General features: G+C 46.7%; 14 protein-coding genes. 7 read left to right on the forward strand and 7 right to left on the reverse strand.

Annotated elements, in window-relative coordinates; genetic code table 11:
* Positions 1–20 precede the first annotated feature (20 nt).
* The 6 genes from SFV55_RS28385 to trpA all read left to right on the forward strand — a co-directional run bounded on the left by SFV55_RS28385 (position 21) and on the right by trpA (position 5,325).
* Entirely contained in the window at positions 21–626 is a 606-nt protein-coding gene (locus tag SFV55_RS28385) for an aminodeoxychorismate/anthranilate synthase component II (RefSeq protein WP_320032976.1), read from the forward strand.
* A gap of 179 nt (positions 627–805) precedes the next feature.
* Positions 806–1,792 carry an anthranilate phosphoribosyltransferase gene (gene trpD / locus SFV55_RS28390; RefSeq protein ID WP_320032977.1) on the forward strand — a complete coding sequence of 329 codons (987 nt, stop codon included), beginning with the start codon at positions 806–808 and terminating at the stop codon, positions 1,790–1,792.
* A gap of 16 nt (positions 1,793–1,808) precedes the next feature.
* Entirely contained in the window at positions 1,809–2,612 is an 804-nt protein-coding gene (trpC, locus tag SFV55_RS28395) for an indole-3-glycerol phosphate synthase TrpC (RefSeq protein ID WP_320032978.1), read from the forward strand.
* On the forward strand, positions 2,609–3,268 hold the full coding sequence (locus SFV55_RS28400; protein ID WP_320032979.1) for a phosphoribosylanthranilate isomerase: 660 nt from the start codon (positions 2,609–2,611) through the stop codon (positions 3,266–3,268). The genes trpC and SFV55_RS28400 overlap by 4 nt, the downstream gene beginning before the upstream one ends.
* Positions 3,269–3,278: 10 nt before the next feature.
* Positions 3,279–4,451, forward strand: a complete 1,173-nt coding sequence (trpB, locus tag SFV55_RS28405) for a tryptophan synthase subunit beta (RefSeq protein WP_320032980.1) — start codon at positions 3,279–3,281, stop codon at positions 4,449–4,451.
* Between the two features lie 103 nt (positions 4,452–4,554).
* The gene (gene trpA, locus SFV55_RS28410) at positions 4,555–5,325 is read left to right on the forward strand and encodes a tryptophan synthase subunit alpha (protein WP_320032981.1); all 771 of its coding nucleotides are present in this window, start codon (positions 4,555–4,557) and stop codon (positions 5,323–5,325) included.
* Between the two features lie 116 nt (positions 5,326–5,441).
* Here the strand turns inward: trpA and SFV55_RS28415 are convergent, their stop codons facing one another.
* The 6 genes from SFV55_RS28415 to sppA form a co-directional block, all read right to left on the reverse strand.
* Complete coding sequence (locus tag SFV55_RS28415) at positions 5,442–7,316, reverse strand: patatin-like phospholipase family protein (RefSeq protein ID WP_320032982.1); 1,875 nt, start codon at positions 7,314–7,316, stop codon at positions 5,442–5,444.
* 89 nt (positions 7,317–7,405) lie between these two features.
* Positions 7,406–8,005, reverse strand: coding sequence for a DUF5683 domain-containing protein (locus tag SFV55_RS28420; RefSeq protein ID WP_320032983.1), 600 nt, complete (start codon positions 8,003–8,005; stop codon positions 7,406–7,408).
* 59 nt (positions 8,006–8,064) lie between these two features.
* A complete protein-coding gene (locus SFV55_RS28425; protein ID WP_320032984.1) occupies positions 8,065–9,024 on the reverse strand; it encodes a ParB/RepB/Spo0J family partition protein in 960 nt (319 codons plus the stop codon).
* A gap of 10 nt (positions 9,025–9,034) precedes the next feature.
* Complete coding sequence (locus tag SFV55_RS28430) at positions 9,035–9,841, reverse strand: AAA family ATPase (RefSeq protein ID WP_320032985.1); 807 nt, start codon at positions 9,839–9,841, stop codon at positions 9,035–9,037.
* Positions 9,829–10,536 (reverse strand): metal-dependent hydrolase, encoded by a 708-nt coding sequence (locus SFV55_RS28435; RefSeq protein WP_320032986.1) that lies wholly within the window; start codon positions 10,534–10,536, stop codon positions 9,829–9,831. The genes SFV55_RS28430 and SFV55_RS28435 overlap by 13 nt, the downstream gene beginning before the upstream one ends.
* A 165-nt stretch (positions 10,537–10,701) precedes the next feature.
* Positions 10,702–12,483 carry a signal peptide peptidase SppA gene (gene sppA, locus SFV55_RS28440; protein ID WP_320032987.1) on the reverse strand — a complete coding sequence of 594 codons (1,782 nt, stop codon included), beginning with the start codon at positions 12,481–12,483 and terminating at the stop codon, positions 10,702–10,704.
* 182 nt (positions 12,484–12,665) lie between these two features.
* Here sppA and ppk1 point away from each other — a divergent pair, with 182 nt between their 5' ends.
* A complete protein-coding gene (ppk1, locus tag SFV55_RS28445) occupies positions 12,666–14,783 on the forward strand; it encodes a polyphosphate kinase 1 (protein WP_320032988.1) in 2,118 nt (705 codons plus the stop codon).
* Positions 14,784–14,863: 80 nt separating this feature from the next.
* On the opposite strand, the gene ilvC is transcribed toward ppk1, so the two are convergent.
* Positions 14,864–15,910, reverse strand: a complete 1,047-nt coding sequence (ilvC, locus tag SFV55_RS28450; RefSeq protein ID WP_320032989.1) for a ketol-acid reductoisomerase — start codon at positions 15,908–15,910, stop codon at positions 14,864–14,866.
* Positions 15,911–15,971: the final 61 nt, after the last annotated feature.

Genomic DNA, 15,971 nt, shown 5'->3' on the forward strand with positions numbered 1-15,971 from the left:
CATCATAAAAAACAACCAGCATGAAACTGCTTGTTCTCGATAACTACGATTCTTTCACGTACAATCTAGTACAATATTTCCAGGAAATTCTGGGCCAGGACGTAGATGTGTACCGCAACGACGCCATTTCCCTTGATGAGGTTGGCCGCTACGATGTCATTGTCCTTTCTCCTGGGCCAGGTTTGCCCAGCGAGGCAGGCATTATGCCCGAGCTGATCAAAAAATATGCCCAGAGCAAGTGCATTTTGGGGGTATGTTTGGGGCACCAGGCGATTGGTGAAGCTTTCGGAGGCACCCTTGACAATCTTTCCCGGGTGTATCATGGCGTATCCACCTTGATGAAACAATTGGGCAACGACGCCAATTTTTTCCAGGATGTGCCCATGGTATTTGAGGCGGGCCGTTACCACAGTTGGGTGGTGAATAAAAATACCTTGCCGCACGACTTGATCGTCACGGCAGTGGATCACCAAAACGAGGTGATGGCGATGCGCCACCGCGATTATGCGGTTTTTGGGGTGCAATTCCACCCTGAATCGGTGATGACCCCAGATGGTAAAAAAATGTTGCGCAATTTTCTCGATTATTGTGCTGAAAAACTGGGCACTAAAGCCGCAGTTGCTTAGCCATTTATTTAGCCACAAATTGCACAAATTTTCACAAATGGACACTCTCTTCGTTCGTGTCATAAATGCGATAAGCGCAAACGAAGTTTGTGCCATAATTTGTGAAAATTTGTGTCATTTGTGGCTAAAAACAACTCCGCCGCAGGCGGAAGCTGATCATTTTGAACAAGTCCTTTGCAATGAAACAATACCTGAATCGGCTTTACGAGCACGATAAATTCAGTCGGGAAGAAGCCCGGCAAATCCTGCTCAACATCGCCGCTGAGCAATACAACGAAGTCCAGATCACGGCCTTCGCCACTGCCTTCAACATGCGGTCAATTACCTTATCGGAGTTGCAGGGCTTTCGCGATGCCTTGTTGGAACTTTGTGTGCCCCTCGATCTGGAGGGCCGCGAAACCATCGACATTGTAGGTACAGGTGGAGACGGTAAAAACACTTTCAACATCTCCACCTTATCCTGTGTAGTGGTTGCCGGGGCCGGTTATCCGGTAAGCAAACACGGTAGTTATGGGGTTTCTTCTTCGGTGGGTTCTTCGGATGTATTGATCCAAATGGGTTACCAATTCACCAACGACCAGGACACCCTGCGGCGGCATCTGGATGAAGCAGGCATGTGTTTTTTGCACGCACCCCTTTTTCACCCTGCTTTAAAAGTGGTAGGCCCAATCCGTCGACAACTGGCTACCCGTACTTTTTTCAATATGTTGGGGCCATTGGTGAATCCGATTCAGCCTAAATACCAGATGTTTGGTACCTTCAGCATGGAACTCCTGCGCATGTACCAATACATCATGCAACATTCCGGGCGGCGTTTTGCCATTGTATACGCGTTGGATGGCTATGACGAAATTTCCCTGACCAGCGATTTCAAAATGGTCAGCAACGACAGTGAACGGATTTGGTCACCCGTTGAATTGGGTTTAAAGAAGCTCAAACAGCAGGATTTGGACGGTGGTGAAAATTCCGAGGATGCGGCCAAAATTTTCATGGCGGTATTGGAAGACAAAGCGACCGAAGCCCAAAAAATGGCAGTGATTGCCAATGCCGGAATGGCCATCAAAGTCATCAAACCTGAACAATCGGCCGAAGACTGTGTTGCAGAGGCGAGGGAAAGCATTGAAAGTGGGAAGGCGCTGGCGGGGTGGAAGAAATTGGTTTCATAAACAAGCAAAGCAAAAAATGAACATTCTCGATAAAATTGTCGCCCACAAATACACGGAAATTGCCGAGCGCAGCTCCAAAGCACCCATCAGCACCTTGGAGCAGAGCCCCTATTTCACCCGCTCGACCTACTCCCTGCGCGAATCCCTACTAAACCCCGAGCGAACTGGCATCATCGCCGAATTCAAACGCCGCTCACCCTCCAAAGGCGACATCAACACCAGTGCCGATGTGGCTACAGTGACCGCAGGATATGCCGGAGCAGGTGCATCCGGATTGTCCATCCTGACCGATGAGCAATTCTTTGGAGGCAGCAGTGCCGACTTAATGGCTGGCCGCGAAGCCAACCAAATCCCGGTTTTACGCAAGGACTTCATCGTGCACGATTACCAGGTGTACGAAGCCCGGGCGATTGGAGCCGATGTCATCTTGTTGATTGCAGAATGTTTGGAGACCGACCAATTGCGGAGTTTGGCGAAAACGGCAAAGTCTTTGGGGCTGGAAGTATTGATGGAAGTCCATTCTGGCGATCAATTGGAAAAACTCTGCCCAGAAATAGATGTGGTGGGTGTCAACAACCGCAACCTCAAAAACTTCCACGTGAGTGTGCAAACCTCCATCGACCTCTTTGAGCAAATCCCGGCGGAATTCCTCAAAATTTCCGAAAGTGGCATCAATGATCCCCAAACCATTCTGGAACTCAAACAAGTGGGTTTTCAGGGCTTTTTAATTGGGGAATACTTCATGAGTGATGCCCAACCAGAATTGCGCTTTGCAGAGTTTGTACAATGTCTTAAAAAACTAGAAACCCAATCGGTATGAGAGTGAAAGTATGCGGTATGCGTGAGCCTGACAACATCAGTGCCCTGAGCCAATTGCCCATCGATTTTATGGGCTTCATTTTTTATCCTGCGTCTCCTCGTTTTGCCGGGGCCAATAAAAAATTGGAAAAATGGCTGGCCAAGGAATCACCCACCGCGCTGAAAAGCATCGCCAGAGTTGGCGTTTTTGTCAATGCTGAGCTGGAAGATCTCATCAATCGCATCCACGATTATGAGTTGGACTACATCCAATTGCACGGCAGTGAAAGTGCGGAGTACTGCAAAGAACTTTTTAGTTTGTGGGATTTCAGCAGCATCCGCCGCGCTTCCATCATCAAAGCCTTCAGCATTGACGAAAAGTTCAATTTTGACAGCGTCAAAGCTTATGAGCCTTACTGCAAATACTTCTTATTCGATACCAAGGGGGCTTCTTTTGGGGGCAATGGCGTCCAATTCGACTGGTCATTGCTCGAACAATACAAAGGGGAAACGCCTTTTTTGCTCAGCGGTGGCATTGCCGAAGAATCGGCTGAAGCCATCAAAACATTGAAACATCCACAACTGGCCGGGGTCGATATCAACAGCAAGTTTGAAACCGCACCTGGACTAAAGGACATTGCAGCGATTGAACGTTTTATTCAAAACCTAAACAATTAAATAGCACAGCATGATAGCGGTTGACGAAAGAGGATATTACGGCGAATTTGGTGGCGCTTACATCCCGGAGATGCTCTGGCCCAACGTGCAAGAGTTGCGGGAGAACTACCTGAAGTTTATGGCTGAGCCCGATTTTCAGCGCGAGTTCCAGTCCCTGCTCCGTGATTTTGTAGGTCGCCCTACCCCACTCTACCTGGCCAAACGATTGTCGGAACATTTTGGGGTCACCATCTACCTCAAGCGGGAAGACCTTTGCCCTACCGGTGCGCACAAAATCAACAACACCATTGGCCAAATCCTGATGGCCAAACGCCTGGGCAAAACCCGCATCATTGCTGAAACGGGAGCCGGTCAACACGGAGTGGCCACAGCTACCGTTTGTGCGCTCATGGGCCTTGAGTGCATTGTCTACATGGGTGAGGTAGACATCGAACGCCAGGCACCCAACGTAGCTCGCATGAGAATGCTTGGCGCCGAAGTCCGCCCAGCAACTAGTGGCAGTAAAACCCTCAAGGATGCTACCAATGAAGCCATTCGCGACTGGATCAACAACCCCGTAAATACCCATTACATCATTGGTTCGGTGGTTGGCCCTCACCCTTACCCCGACATGGTGGCGCGCTTCCAATCGGTGATCAGCGAGGAAATCAAATGGCAATTGGAAGAACATACTGGCAAGGACTACCCGGATGCCGTCATCGCCTGTGTAGGTGGTGGCAGTAACGCCGCCGGGGCATTCTACCATTTCCTCAACGATACCCGGGTGCGCCTGGTGGCCGTGGAAGCGGCAGGTGAAGGCATCCACAGTGGCAAAAGTGCGGCAACGAGTGTACTGGGCACCAAGGGCGTGATCCACGGTAGCCGTACGCTGTTGATGCAAACCGCTGACGGACAAATTGTAGAACCGCATTCCATTTCTGCGGGTCTGGATTATCCAGGTATTGGCCCCTTGCATGCACACCTGATCAGTTCAGGCCGTGCTGAAGCCATCAGCATTACCGATGAAGAGTCGCTGGAAGCAGCACTGTTCCTTTCACGTCAGGAAGGAATTATTCCTGCCTTGGAAACAGCCCACGCTCTTTCTGCGCTACGGGTGATGAAATACAATCCAACGGATGTGTTGGTTTTGTGTTTGTCGGGCCGGGGCGATAAGGATTTGAACACCTATATGAAACATTTGTAAATAGGTTGAGAAGTTGAGGGGTTGAGAAGTTGAGGCTACCACAGAGACATTGACGTAGCCACTCCTCAACTCCTCAACTCCTCAACTCCTCAACTCTCATTCAATGAACCGCATTGAACAACTTTTCCAACGAAAAGATAAAAACGTACTCAATATTTACTTCACCGCTGGTTATCCGGGTTTGAACGATACCGAAGACATCATTCTAGCCCTGGAAAAAGCCGGGGTTGATTTGGTGGAAGTTGGCATGCCTTACTCCGATCCCCTCGCAGATGGGCCAACCATTCAGGAAAGTGGCACGGCTGCGTTAGCCAATGGGATGACCTTGCCGCTACTGTTTGAACAACTGGCCGCTGTGCGCAAAAAAACCGAAATGCCCCTGATCATGATGGGCTATTTCAACCAGGTCATGCAATACGGCGAAAAGGCATTTTTTGAAAAAGTGGCCGAAGTGGGCGTTGATGGCCTGATTTTGCCTGATCTTCCGCTGTTTGAATACGAAACCTATTGGAAAGACATCGTGGAATCGCTGGGGCTGGCGGTGAGTTTTTTAATCACTCCTCAAACCGAGCCAGAGCGCATTCGCAAAATCGATGACTTGACCCACGGGTTTATCTACATGGTGTCGAGTTCTTCCATCACCGGAGCCAAGAGTGAAATCACCGATACCCAGATCGCCTACTTCAACCGCATCAATGACATGCAGTTGAAAAACAAAAGGCTGATTGGGTTTGGGATTTCCAACCACGAGACTTTTGAAACGGCTTGCCAGTATGCCAATGGGGCGATTATTGGTAGTGCGTACATCAAAGCTTTGAAGCAAAAGCCAAATGTAGCGGCATGTACAGCGGAGTTTGTTAGCGCAATTCTGTAGGCGCAACCCTACGTGGTTGCAACCTAGCGTGAATACAACCCTATGCAGTTGTGACCTATAAAAAAAGAGTGCCCCTGGCAATACAGGGGCACTCTTTTTTACCAAGATTCAAGTTCTTACATTTCCAACATATCCCGCTCTCTAAAATCCAGCAGGATAATTTTGATGGCTCTTTTGGCAATGTTTTTCCCCAACATCCGCGTCAAAAAAGTTCGCCAGGCCCAGAGAAAAACTCGTTTCAAAAATGAAGGCTGCTTGGCCTTTCGTTCCTTATCCCCATAGTATTCCCGCATCAATCGGTCGACATCCTGGTGGACTGGCTTATTGTAGTGGTCATCCGGAGGCGTATTTAGGGCAAAAATATAGTCCAATACCGTTTTAAAACGCAAACTGAGCAAAGCATCCAATTTAAAAATTTCGTTTGGATGAATTTTCAGCTTGACGGGTTCAGGCAAGTAAGCCTCGTGGTATTCGCTCTTGGCCATATTGGCGATCCCCATGTCTGGAATAATGGGATAAAATCCCGGTCCTCCCAGGTCATTGGGCACAAAAAAACGCTCGTGCCGGGGGTCATTGCCATCACTTTTCCAATCGCTAAAAACCTTGGCGTTTTCCAATTTATTTAGTGGGATAGTAAAATGTTTTCGGAGAAATTTCTGACAATTGTATCGCCCCAGTTGAAAATCATGTTCCCGAAATTCCCGGCTGAAAAACCCGCCAAAACCATCCAGTGCTCCACAGGCAATCGGATAGGGATCATTGTTCTTTTTGGGAAAAACCATACGTCGCGTTACGTCACCAGCCAATCCCCTCAACAAATCGTTTTCTTTCACCATTGCCTGGGCGCGAATGGCCCCAAAAATGTCTGGAATTAAATCCAACAAAGAAGTGGGTTGTTTGTATTTTTTTGATTTGTCCTCCGCAAAATTTGGGAAAGGATCAATCATGATGATGGCATATGGGCTTTCTTCTTTTTTACATTTTTCTTCTATCGCATCGATGATTTCACCGAACGGCTCGTTATTGATGGTACCTCCATCGACGGCCACAAAATTATAGGGGCTATCTTCCGCCGTGATCTCAATGGCCTGTTCCATTTGAGATTGGTTTTTCAAACCAAACATCCGGTAAACCATAGCCTTGATGTAGGGTAAACCAATGCTGAGGGGCCTGGATTTTAATCCCAGTGGAAAGGCTCCAGTAGCTTTGGCACAGTCCATCAGCATATTTCGGTTGTCCTTATCCGTAGGTTTGAAAGGGATAACATGTTCGGGTAGTTCTCCATAACTTGGAGAACTGGCTACCATAAAGTGGGCAATGCCCTTGTGGACGTACATGCGGTGAGCGGGTTGATCTTTGGCATCACTGCTCCCGAATGCATCCCGTGAAAGCTCTTCTTTTGCTTTTAATTCTTCTCTCCTTTTGTTGTCAAAAAAGTTGACTGCTACGGGTACTCCCCGCAAACTGGTAATGGTCAGGATGATCTGTAAGTTGGGTGAAATGTATTCAGGCAAATCCTGGATTTGGGACAACACCCCTGCGTTGTCAGCAATTGCATCGATGGGATCAGAATTGAGTAGGGACTGCACCTCGTTTTTGGCCAGGATGTCTCCGGTTTGCAACATCTGTTCAATGGTAGGTAAACCTTGTGCGTCATTGAGGTTAACCCAGGAGTCATACAGTTTATTCTGCTTTTTCTCCGGATTGTATTCGTTGATGGGTTTGATGCCTTCAAACATGGCCAGCGCAGCAATAGCCGCGGTCATTCCACCTGCCGATGCACCACCGATGACTTCAATGACCACATCATGCATGGGCACCGAAAAGTCGTACATAGGGCTTTCTTCACCTACTTCCTCATTGAGTTTTTTGGCACGATCCCATTTTTCAAGGGTTTCCAGCAGATAATCAATTACTCCGGCGGTATAGGCACCTGCGGAAACGGCACCTGCCATGGCTATGCCAATTTTGAAAATTTTGCGATTTTGCATCAGTTGGATAGGCTAATGTGTCAATATTCCAATGTGCTAATATAACCATAAATAGGGAATTGGTGTATTAAACCTTGGTCCCCTTGAAATTATCTTACAGAAAACACAATCCCGATCCCAGGAGCAGCCATTCCTGAGCGAGGATCAGTCTGAAAGCTAGGCTTTATGCGCCAGCTTAAATCCTCACTGATGTCGAAATTTTGCAGGTGAGCATCTACAAAAGCTTCGATTGCCACCAAACCATAAACAGCTACTATACCGGCAAGAGATGCCTGGCGGTTTTTATCATAAGAGTCGCGGTTCGCACGCAGGCCGTTTTCTCCAAGGTTAAGGGAGCTAAACTCGTGCATTTGATCTTGCAACTCCAATTCCAAGGCGGTTTTTAAACGCTGATACAGGTCATTATTGTAGGAAAAAACATAAACCATACCTCCAATCGCCCCCACAGCAATAGGGGCCTTCCACCATCGCCCATTGTAAACCTGACCTGATCCGGGTAAAACCAAAGAATAGAGTAGCGCTTTTTTCGGCACAGGCAGGCGGTTTTTACGGGCCAGCTTCACACTGTCCATAAAAATCATTTGCACTTTTTCCTGCGGAGCAGTAGCTGCAGCAGGAAGGGTATCCTTTTGTTGGGCAAATAGTGAACAAGATAATACCGTCAAAACCACAATGAACAAAGCCTTCATAATACAGTCAATTTGAAACTTAGAGTAGGCAAAAGGCCAAAATGCTTCTTGTGGAAATGTTAATTGTTTTCGTCGAGGCGATCCAACAAATCATTCAATGCTTTGGTATTGGCAAAAGGAATAACGATTTGGCCTTTACCTTCAGCATTGACTTTGAGTTGAAGTTTTTTGACCCCAAAGAATGATTGGAATTGCTTTTGAACGTCTTTGTATTCTTCTGGTAATCCTTTCGGGATAGGTTTAGAAGTGCCTGCAACTAATTTGGTGTTTTTGTACTCTTTTACAATTTTTTGCAACTCGCTAACTGAGGTTCCTTCCTCAAGGATTTTTTTCAACAAAATACCTTGGATATCAGGAGAATCAACTAAGCCAGCCAAAATTTTTCCGTGGCCTAGCGATATCTGAAAAGATTCTAAAGCTGTAATGACATCTGGACGCAATTTGAGCAATCGCATATAGTTGGTTACAGTCGATCTGTCAATCTTTCCTTTACCCATTCTATCCGCCAACTCTTCATCCTTCAGATTGCATTCTTTTTTTAAACGAGCGTAAGTTCGAGCTATATCAATGGGGTTTAGGTCTTGCCTTTGGATGTTTTCAATCAAAGCCATCTCAAGCATTTCAGTATCGTTTACCAAACGAATATAAGCTGGAATTTCAGTCAATTCAGCTATTTGAGATGCTTTGAATCGACGCTCCCCTGAAATGATTTGAAATTTCTGAGGCTCTAACCTTCGAACTGTTATGGGTTGAATAACCCCATGAATTTTAATTGAGCTAGCCAACTCCTCTAATTCTGCTTCAAGAAACTGAGTACGAGGCTGTTCTGGGTTCGCTTCAATTTGTTCAATAGGCACCATCAAAAAATGATTGGACAATTCCTTAACTACTAAATCAGGGTCTGCTTCGATAGCAGTGGTTAGTGATTCTGTATTAAAAATTTTACTAATACCACTTCTTAAACTATCAGGAGTGATTTTTTTGGGCCCAGTACTTGATGGATTTACTTTCTTTGCCATGCTCGTTTTCTTAATCCGCTACAGGTTCATTAATCGTTTTGCTCACACTCAAATCACCATTACGCACCAGGAATTCCTGGGCGAGGTTCAGGTAATTAATGGCACCTTTGCTGCCCGCATTGAGCAACACCACAGGCATGTGCATGTTGGGCGCTTCTCCAATCCTGGCATTCCGGTGGATGATGGTGTCAAAAACCCGGTCTTTAAAGATGTCTTTCACCTCATTGACCACCACATTGGCCAAACGCAAGCGCGGGTCGTACATGGTCAGCACGATACCTTCGATCGCCAAATTGGGGTTCAGGGTACGTTTAACCAGATTGATGCTGTCTTGCAATTTGGCCAAACCTTCCAATGCAAAAAACTCACACTGTACTGGAATCAACACCGAATCACCCGCACAAAGGGCATTGACCGTCACCATCCCTAGCGAAGGCAAACAATCGATGAAGATGTAATCATAATAATCCCGGAGTTTTTCCACCACGTTTTTCATAAAAAACTCCCGATTGGGCCGGCTCACCAATTCGATCTCCGCGCCAACCAGATTGATATCGGAAGGCAAGAGGTGCAAATTGGGGGTATCGGTTTCATAAATGGCGTCCATGGGATCCATACCATTGATCAAACAATCGTAGAGGGAGGCTTCGGCGTCGCCTGGCAAAATCCCTACCCCCGAAGAGGCATTGGCCTGCGGATCGGAATCGATCAGGAGCACCTTTTTTTCTAAAATTGCCAGACTTGCTGCCAGGTTAATGGCTGTGGTGGTTTTACCCACTCCACCTTTTTGATTGGCAATGGTGATTACTTTTCCCATAAACTTTCAATTGTACTGCTTTCATTAAGCGGCAGCAAAATTAACTCTTTTCCTTTAGCGGCAAAAGCTTTTTGTGCTGAAGCATGATCGATTTTAATGTAACCGAAAGTATCGTAGTGGCAAGCAATAATTTTGTTGCAGTCGATGAAGTCGGCAGCGAGCACTGCATCGTCAATTCCCATCGTAAAATTGTCACCGATGGGGAGAATGGCAAAATCCAGCACGGGGCAAATCATCGGGAGTAATTTCATGTCCCAGGTGAGCGCGGTATCTCCGGCATGGTAGAAGCTTCCTTCCGCATTGGAAATCACAAAACCTCCGGGGTTCCCGGCGTAGGTACCATCGGGCAATACACTGGAGTGAACGGCATTGACCATTTTGAGTTTGCCAAAATCAAAATTCCAGCTCCCGCCCAGGTTCATGGGATGCCCTTTGATGCCTTTGGCCTGGTAGTAAGAAACGATTTCGTAGTTGGAAACGATGGTCGCGTCACAACGTTTGGCGATGGCTTCGGCATCAGCTACGTGGTCACCATGCCCATGAGTGAGCAAGATGTAATCGGCTTGAATGCTGTTGACAATGGCTGCGGCCTGATCAGCTTGTAGTGGATTGGGAGAAATGAAGGGGTCAAAAAGTAGTTTTTTGCCCACAGTTTCGACCAGGAAACAGGATTGGCCGTAGTAGGTGATCTGCATGGTTGATTTGGTTTGAGGATTTGGATGCTTAAAGAAACACTTTCTTTGGGGAGTTTCAAATGCTCAAACTAGAAATTTAATGAAAAAGTAATGGCTATATCCCTTCCGGTCACTGAGCGTAGTCGAAGTGCAGGAAGGGATATAGCCATTACTTTTTCATTAAATTTAAAACGGCACCACTATCTGCAATCTCGATTGAAATCCATGTGACTTCTTCACTTGACTGTAAAACTCAAACATCGGTGCCAACTCTGGAAATTCCTTTTTCACCATTCTACCCATTTTAGCCTCATCATCACCAGTTTCCCCTACAAATTCCTCGACTAATTGTTGGATAGGGTCTTTGATGGATGGGTAACTCACAGTACGGTAATCTTTGACTTTGGCCAGTTTAGCAGCAGACTTAATGGCCTGATCCAGGCCTCCCAATTTGTCTACCAGGCCAATTCTGCGGGCATCTACCCCGCTCCATACCCGGCCCTGGGCGATCTCGTTCACTGCTTCGGTGCTCATTTTGCGGCCATCCGCTACCCGCTTGAGGAAGAGGGCATACATCTCCTCAGTGGAAACCTGAGCCCGGCGGGCTTCTTCTGGCGACATATCCTGCATCAGGTTGAGCCCGAGAGCGAATGGACCGGTTTTTACCGAGTCCATGGTAATGCCCAACTTGTTGGCCATCATTTTTTCGATGCTGGGGATCATGCGGAATACCCCGATGGAGCCCGTAATGGTATTGGGCTCAGCGTAAATCGTATCGGCCATACAGGCGATGTAGTAGCCACCGGAAGCAGCTACGTCTCCCATCGAAACTACCAGGGGTTTACCTGCTTCTTTGGCTTGGGTCAGGGCGTACCAGATGTTTTCGGAAGCCAATGCACTTCCTCCGCCAGAATTGACGCGTAGCACGATGGCTTTTATTTTTTCATCATCGAGCATTTTTTCGATGGCCTTTACATAACGTTTATCGCCGATCGAGCCATTGTTACCTCTGCCATCGATGACGTCCCCCTCGGCATACAGCACCGCAATTTTGCTATTGGCCTTGTAGTCGCTTTTACCCGGACGTGCCTGGTCGTATTGACTGATGTTGACAAATTTTACGTCTTCATCTTCATCCAGACCCAGTTTTTTCTTGATTTGTTCGATCAACTCCTGGCGGTACATCACCTTGTCAAACAAGCCGTATTGTACTGCTTTTTCGGGGCTATCCGCTAATCCCTGGTTGATGACGTTGCGCAATTCTGCACTGGATTTTTTGCGGGTTTTGGCTACATCGTTCAAGAAAATATCGTAAAAGTCCGCCAAAAATTCTTTGTACTGGAGTTTGTTTTCAGGACTGAATTTTTCCAAACGATAGGGTTCAGTAGCTCCCTTGAATTTCCCGGCATAATAAATTTGCATTTTGATACCCAGGTTGTCCAACATACGTTTGTAGAACATCTGTTGCACGGCGAATCCATTGATTTCAACATAACCGCTGGGGTTGATATAGGCTTCATCAGCCACCGAGGCTACATAATAGCTACCCCGGGTAAAAAACTTGCCATGGGCAACTACGAACTTTCCTTTTTTCTTAAAATCTTCGATGGCTTGGCGTACAGTACGAGCCGAAGCAAAACCGTTAAACATGGCCATTTCAGGCTCTAAAAGAATACCTTTGATGTTGTCGTCATCACCAGCACGGCGAATGGCATCCGCTACATCATGGGTGCTTAAGACCTTGGTTTTTTTAAGATCGGAGAAAGAAGCTGATTCGACATTGTTGGTCAATTCAGGCATTAGTTGATCAAAAGTGAGGCGAAGTACCGAGTTGGGGCCTACGGGTTCAGTCTTTTCAGCACTACTGGCAATTGCCCCAATAATGCCAATCCCGACAAAAAACAACACACCTAAAGCCACTAATACCCCCAGACAAGAGGCAAAAAACATTTTGAAAAATTGTCCCATAGTTTAATGTTTTACGAACAGCGGAAAAATACCTAAAATGAATGGAGTAAAGCTTTTTTTTAGATGAACTGCACCAAATTTGGGAAGATGGATTGCTTTCATTACAATAAATTAAAGTGCTTTTGGTTGGCCATCACCCATTAAATTCTATTTTTACCGCGTTTATACACAAAATACCGGCAGTGACCAGCATCGACTTAAAACCACTCAAAGATTTTCAGGAAACCAAAGATGGTTTGCCTTATATCCACCGCGACATCAGTTGGCTCTCGTTCAATTACCGGGTCTTGCAGGAGGCCATGGACCCCAGTGTGCCCTTGTTTGAACGACTTAAATTCCTGGCCATTTATTCCTCCAACCTCGATGAGTACTTCAAGGTGCGGATGGCTTATCACCGTCACCTAGCCCGGGTTGGAAAAAGTACCAAACAAGAATTGGCCTACGACCCCAAAGCAGCCATCAAAGAAATTCGACGCATCGTCAACTTACAACAGGAAGTGTTCAGTATGGTTTTTGACCAGATGATCATCCCCGAATTGAAGGACCATAAAATTTTCCTACTGCGTCGTTTGGACCTCAACGATGAGCAACAACAGTTTGTCGAAGCGTATTTCAAAGACAACATGTTGCCCTATGTGCAGCCTGTGTTGTTGCACCAAAAACGCATCCGGCCTTTTTTGAACAATGCGGCCTTGTACCTCACCTTGTGGCTCAAACCCATCGAAAATCCCGATGCTCCTGACGAGTATGCGCTGGTAAAAATGCCATCAGATCAGTTGCCCCGCTTCATCCATCTGCCCGCTTCGGCACCAGGTCGGCACGACATGATCCTGCTCGACGACATCGTGCGGCACAGCGTATCCTGGATGTTTCCGGGGTATGCCATTGAAGATACCTTTTCTATCAAATTGACACGCGATGCCGAACTGTATATTGACGATGAATTTTCGGGCGATTTGGTACAAAAAATCCGCAGTAGCCTCAACAAACGCCAGGTCGGTTCAACATCGCGTTTTGTTTATGATCGGGAGATGCCATTAGCAATGTTGGATGTGCTGAAAGAGGTTTTTGCTTTGGAAAAATACGACACCCTGCGTGAAGGCCGCTACCACAATAATTTTGACTTTTTTAAATTTCCAGACTTTGGGATGAACCATTTAAAAAACCCGGTTTTGCCCACGCTGGAATGTAAATTACTCGAAGACCCAGACCAGGATCTTTTCAGCAAAATCAGTGAAAAGGACCGATTGCTCAATTTTCCCTACCAGTCTTACGCGGCCGTTATCCGGTTTTTTGAAGATGCAGCCAAAGATCCTCTCGTCACACACATCAAACTCACCCAGTACCGGGTGGCCAAAAACTCCCAAATCCTGCAAGCTTTAATGGATGCTGTGGAAAATGGCAAGCAGGTTTCGATTTTTATTGAAGTAAAAGCCCGGTTTGATGAGGAAGCCAACCTGAGCTGGGGCGAAAAGTTGAAAAAAGCAGGCGTTCATGTACATTATAGTTTCCCTGGTGTAAAGGTGCACGCCAAGTTGGCCCTGATTCGACGCATGGAAAGCAGCGGGCCAGCTTTTTATTCCTATTTATCCACCGGAAATTTCCATGAAGACACGGCCAAGGTGTATAGCGATTTTGGTTTGTTTACCAAAGATACCCGCCTGACTTCTGAAGTAGCTCGAATTTTCACTTATCTGGAAACGGTAAAAGTGCCCCACCAGGAATTCAAACATTTCTTGGTAGGCCAGTTCAACCTACGCTCGGGCATCGAAAAGTTAATCGATTACGAAATCGCTCAGGCTAAAAAAGGAAAAACGGCCCGGATCATCATCAAAATCAACAGCATCCAGGATCGGCCAATGATTGAAAAATTGTACGAAGCGAGCCAGGCAGGTGTAAAAATCGACATGATCGTGCGCGGAATTTGTTCTCTGGTGCCTGGAATCAAAGGATACAGCGAAAACATCAAGGCAATCAGCATAGTAGATCGGTACCTGGAACACGCTCGGGTGTTCATTTTCCATCACGGTGGTGAGCAAAGGGTTTACCTGTCCTCAGCTGATTGGATGACCCGCAATTTGAGTTTTCGAGTGGAAACGGCTTTCCCGATATATGATTCCGCAGTAAAACAGGATATTCTGGACTACATAAACGTCCAATTGAACGACAACGTCAAGGCGAGGGTTTTAGACAAGAACTTGTCCAACGAGCGGAATAAAGTGGAAGGAGATTTCCCTTGCCGCTCACAGGTGGATACGTATTATATGGCGAAAAGGAAAATGGAGGAGAGTGAAAAGTGAAAAGTGAAAAAAATGAACCAAATGGTGAAGCCCAAATGGTGTACCTAATTTTTCACTCTTCACTTTTCGCTTTTCACTTTTTAGTTTTTCTCCGGACGCAAGCCCCGAACAACCTTCCCAGCTTGCCACATCTCACTATTGTGAAGGTCAGCAAGTTCTTGGTCCAGTTTTTCGCGATAATCCGTCTGGCTATTGGAGTCGATAGAACGCTGGGCTTCTTCGCCAGCAGCTACACTATCGTACAATTCTTTGAATACAGGTGCAGTAGCATCGCGGAATTTCTTCCACCAATCCAGTGCACCACGTTGAGCAGTGGTAGAGCAGTTGGCGTACATCCAGTCCATGCCGTTTTCAGCAACCAATGGCATCAGCGACTGAGTCAATTCTTCAACCGTTTCATTGAATGCTTCAGATGGGCTATGACCGCGTTTGCGCAGTTCATCGTATTGGGCAGCAAAGATACCCTGGATAGCACCCATCAAGGTACCACGTTCGCCAGTAAGGTCGGAGTATACTTCGTTTTGGAAGGTAGTTTCAAACAAGTATCCGGAACCAATGCCAATACCCATGGCAACAACCCGGTCCTTGGCACGGCCAGTCGCATCCTGGTGGATGGCGTAGCTGGAGTTCAACCCACGGCCTTCCAGGAACAAACGGCGCAAGCTGGTACCTGAACCTTTAGGTGCAGCCAGGATTACATCGATGTCAGCAGGAGGAATGATGCCAGTACGCTCTTTGTAAGTGATCCCGAAACCGTGAGAAAAGTAAAGTGCTTTTCCAGGAGTCAGGTATTTTTTCAAAGTAGGCCAAATGGCGATTTGCGCAGCATCAGACAAGAGGTATTGAATGATGGTACCACGTTCAGCAGCTTCTTCAATGCTGAAGAGGGTTTCACCAGGTACAAAACCATCGGCAATTGCTTTGTCCCAGGTTTTGGAAGGGTAACGTTGACCCACAATCACGTTGAAGCCATTGTCGCGCAGGTTCAGCGCCTGACCAGGGCCTTGCACACCATAACCAATGATGGCAATGGTTTCGTCTTTCAGTACTTCCAGAGCCTTTTCGAGCGGGAACTCTTCGCGGGTAACCACGTTTTCTTCTACGCCGCCAAAGTTGAGCTTTGCCATAAGATATTTGTGTTTATAATGAGTTTTCAAAAAAGGATGGGCGCAAAGATAGAATAAATGC

Origin of the sequence: Haliscomenobacter sp. (genome assembly GCF_033763495.1) — a bacterium.
Lineage (GTDB): Bacteria > Bacteroidota > Bacteroidia > Chitinophagales > Saprospiraceae > Haliscomenobacter.

Bases quoted from the DNA above. Each gene is read 5' to 3' on its own strand.
- SFV55_RS28385 (WP_320032976.1), top strand. From the start codon at position 21: ATGAAACTGCTTGTTCTCGATAACTACGATTCTTTCACGTACAATCTA.
- trpD (WP_320032977.1), top strand. From the start codon at position 806: ATGAAACAATACCTGAATCGGCTTTACGAGCACGATAAATTCAGTCGG.
- trpC (WP_320032978.1), top strand. From the start codon at position 1,809: ATGAACATTCTCGATAAAATTGTCGCCCACAAATACACGGAAATTGCC.
- SFV55_RS28400 (WP_320032979.1), top strand. From the start codon at position 2,609: ATGAGAGTGAAAGTATGCGGTATGCGTGAGCCTGACAACATCAGTGCC.
- trpB (WP_320032980.1), top strand. From the start codon at position 3,279: ATGATAGCGGTTGACGAAAGAGGATATTACGGCGAATTTGGTGGCGCT.
- trpA (WP_320032981.1), top strand. From the start codon at position 4,555: ATGAACCGCATTGAACAACTTTTCCAACGAAAAGATAAAAACGTACTC.
- SFV55_RS28415 (WP_320032982.1), bottom strand. From the start codon at position 7,316: ATGCAAAATCGCAAAATTTTCAAAATTGGCATAGCCATGGCAGGTGCC.
- SFV55_RS28420 (WP_320032983.1), bottom strand. From the start codon at position 8,005: ATGAAGGCTTTGTTCATTGTGGTTTTGACGGTATTATCTTGTTCACTA.
- SFV55_RS28425 (WP_320032984.1), bottom strand. From the start codon at position 9,024: ATGGCAAAGAAAGTAAATCCATCAAGTACTGGGCCCAAAAAAATCACT.
- SFV55_RS28430 (WP_320032985.1), bottom strand. From the start codon at position 9,841: ATGGGAAAAGTAATCACCATTGCCAATCAAAAAGGTGGAGTGGGTAAA.
- SFV55_RS28435 (WP_320032986.1), bottom strand. From the start codon at position 10,536: ATGCAGATCACCTACTACGGCCAATCCTGTTTCCTGGTCGAAACTGTG.
- sppA (WP_320032987.1), bottom strand. From the start codon at position 12,483: ATGGGACAATTTTTCAAAATGTTTTTTGCCTCTTGTCTGGGGGTATTA.
- ilvC (WP_320032989.1), bottom strand. From the start codon at position 15,910: ATGGCAAAGCTCAACTTTGGCGGCGTAGAAGAAAACGTGGTTACCCGC.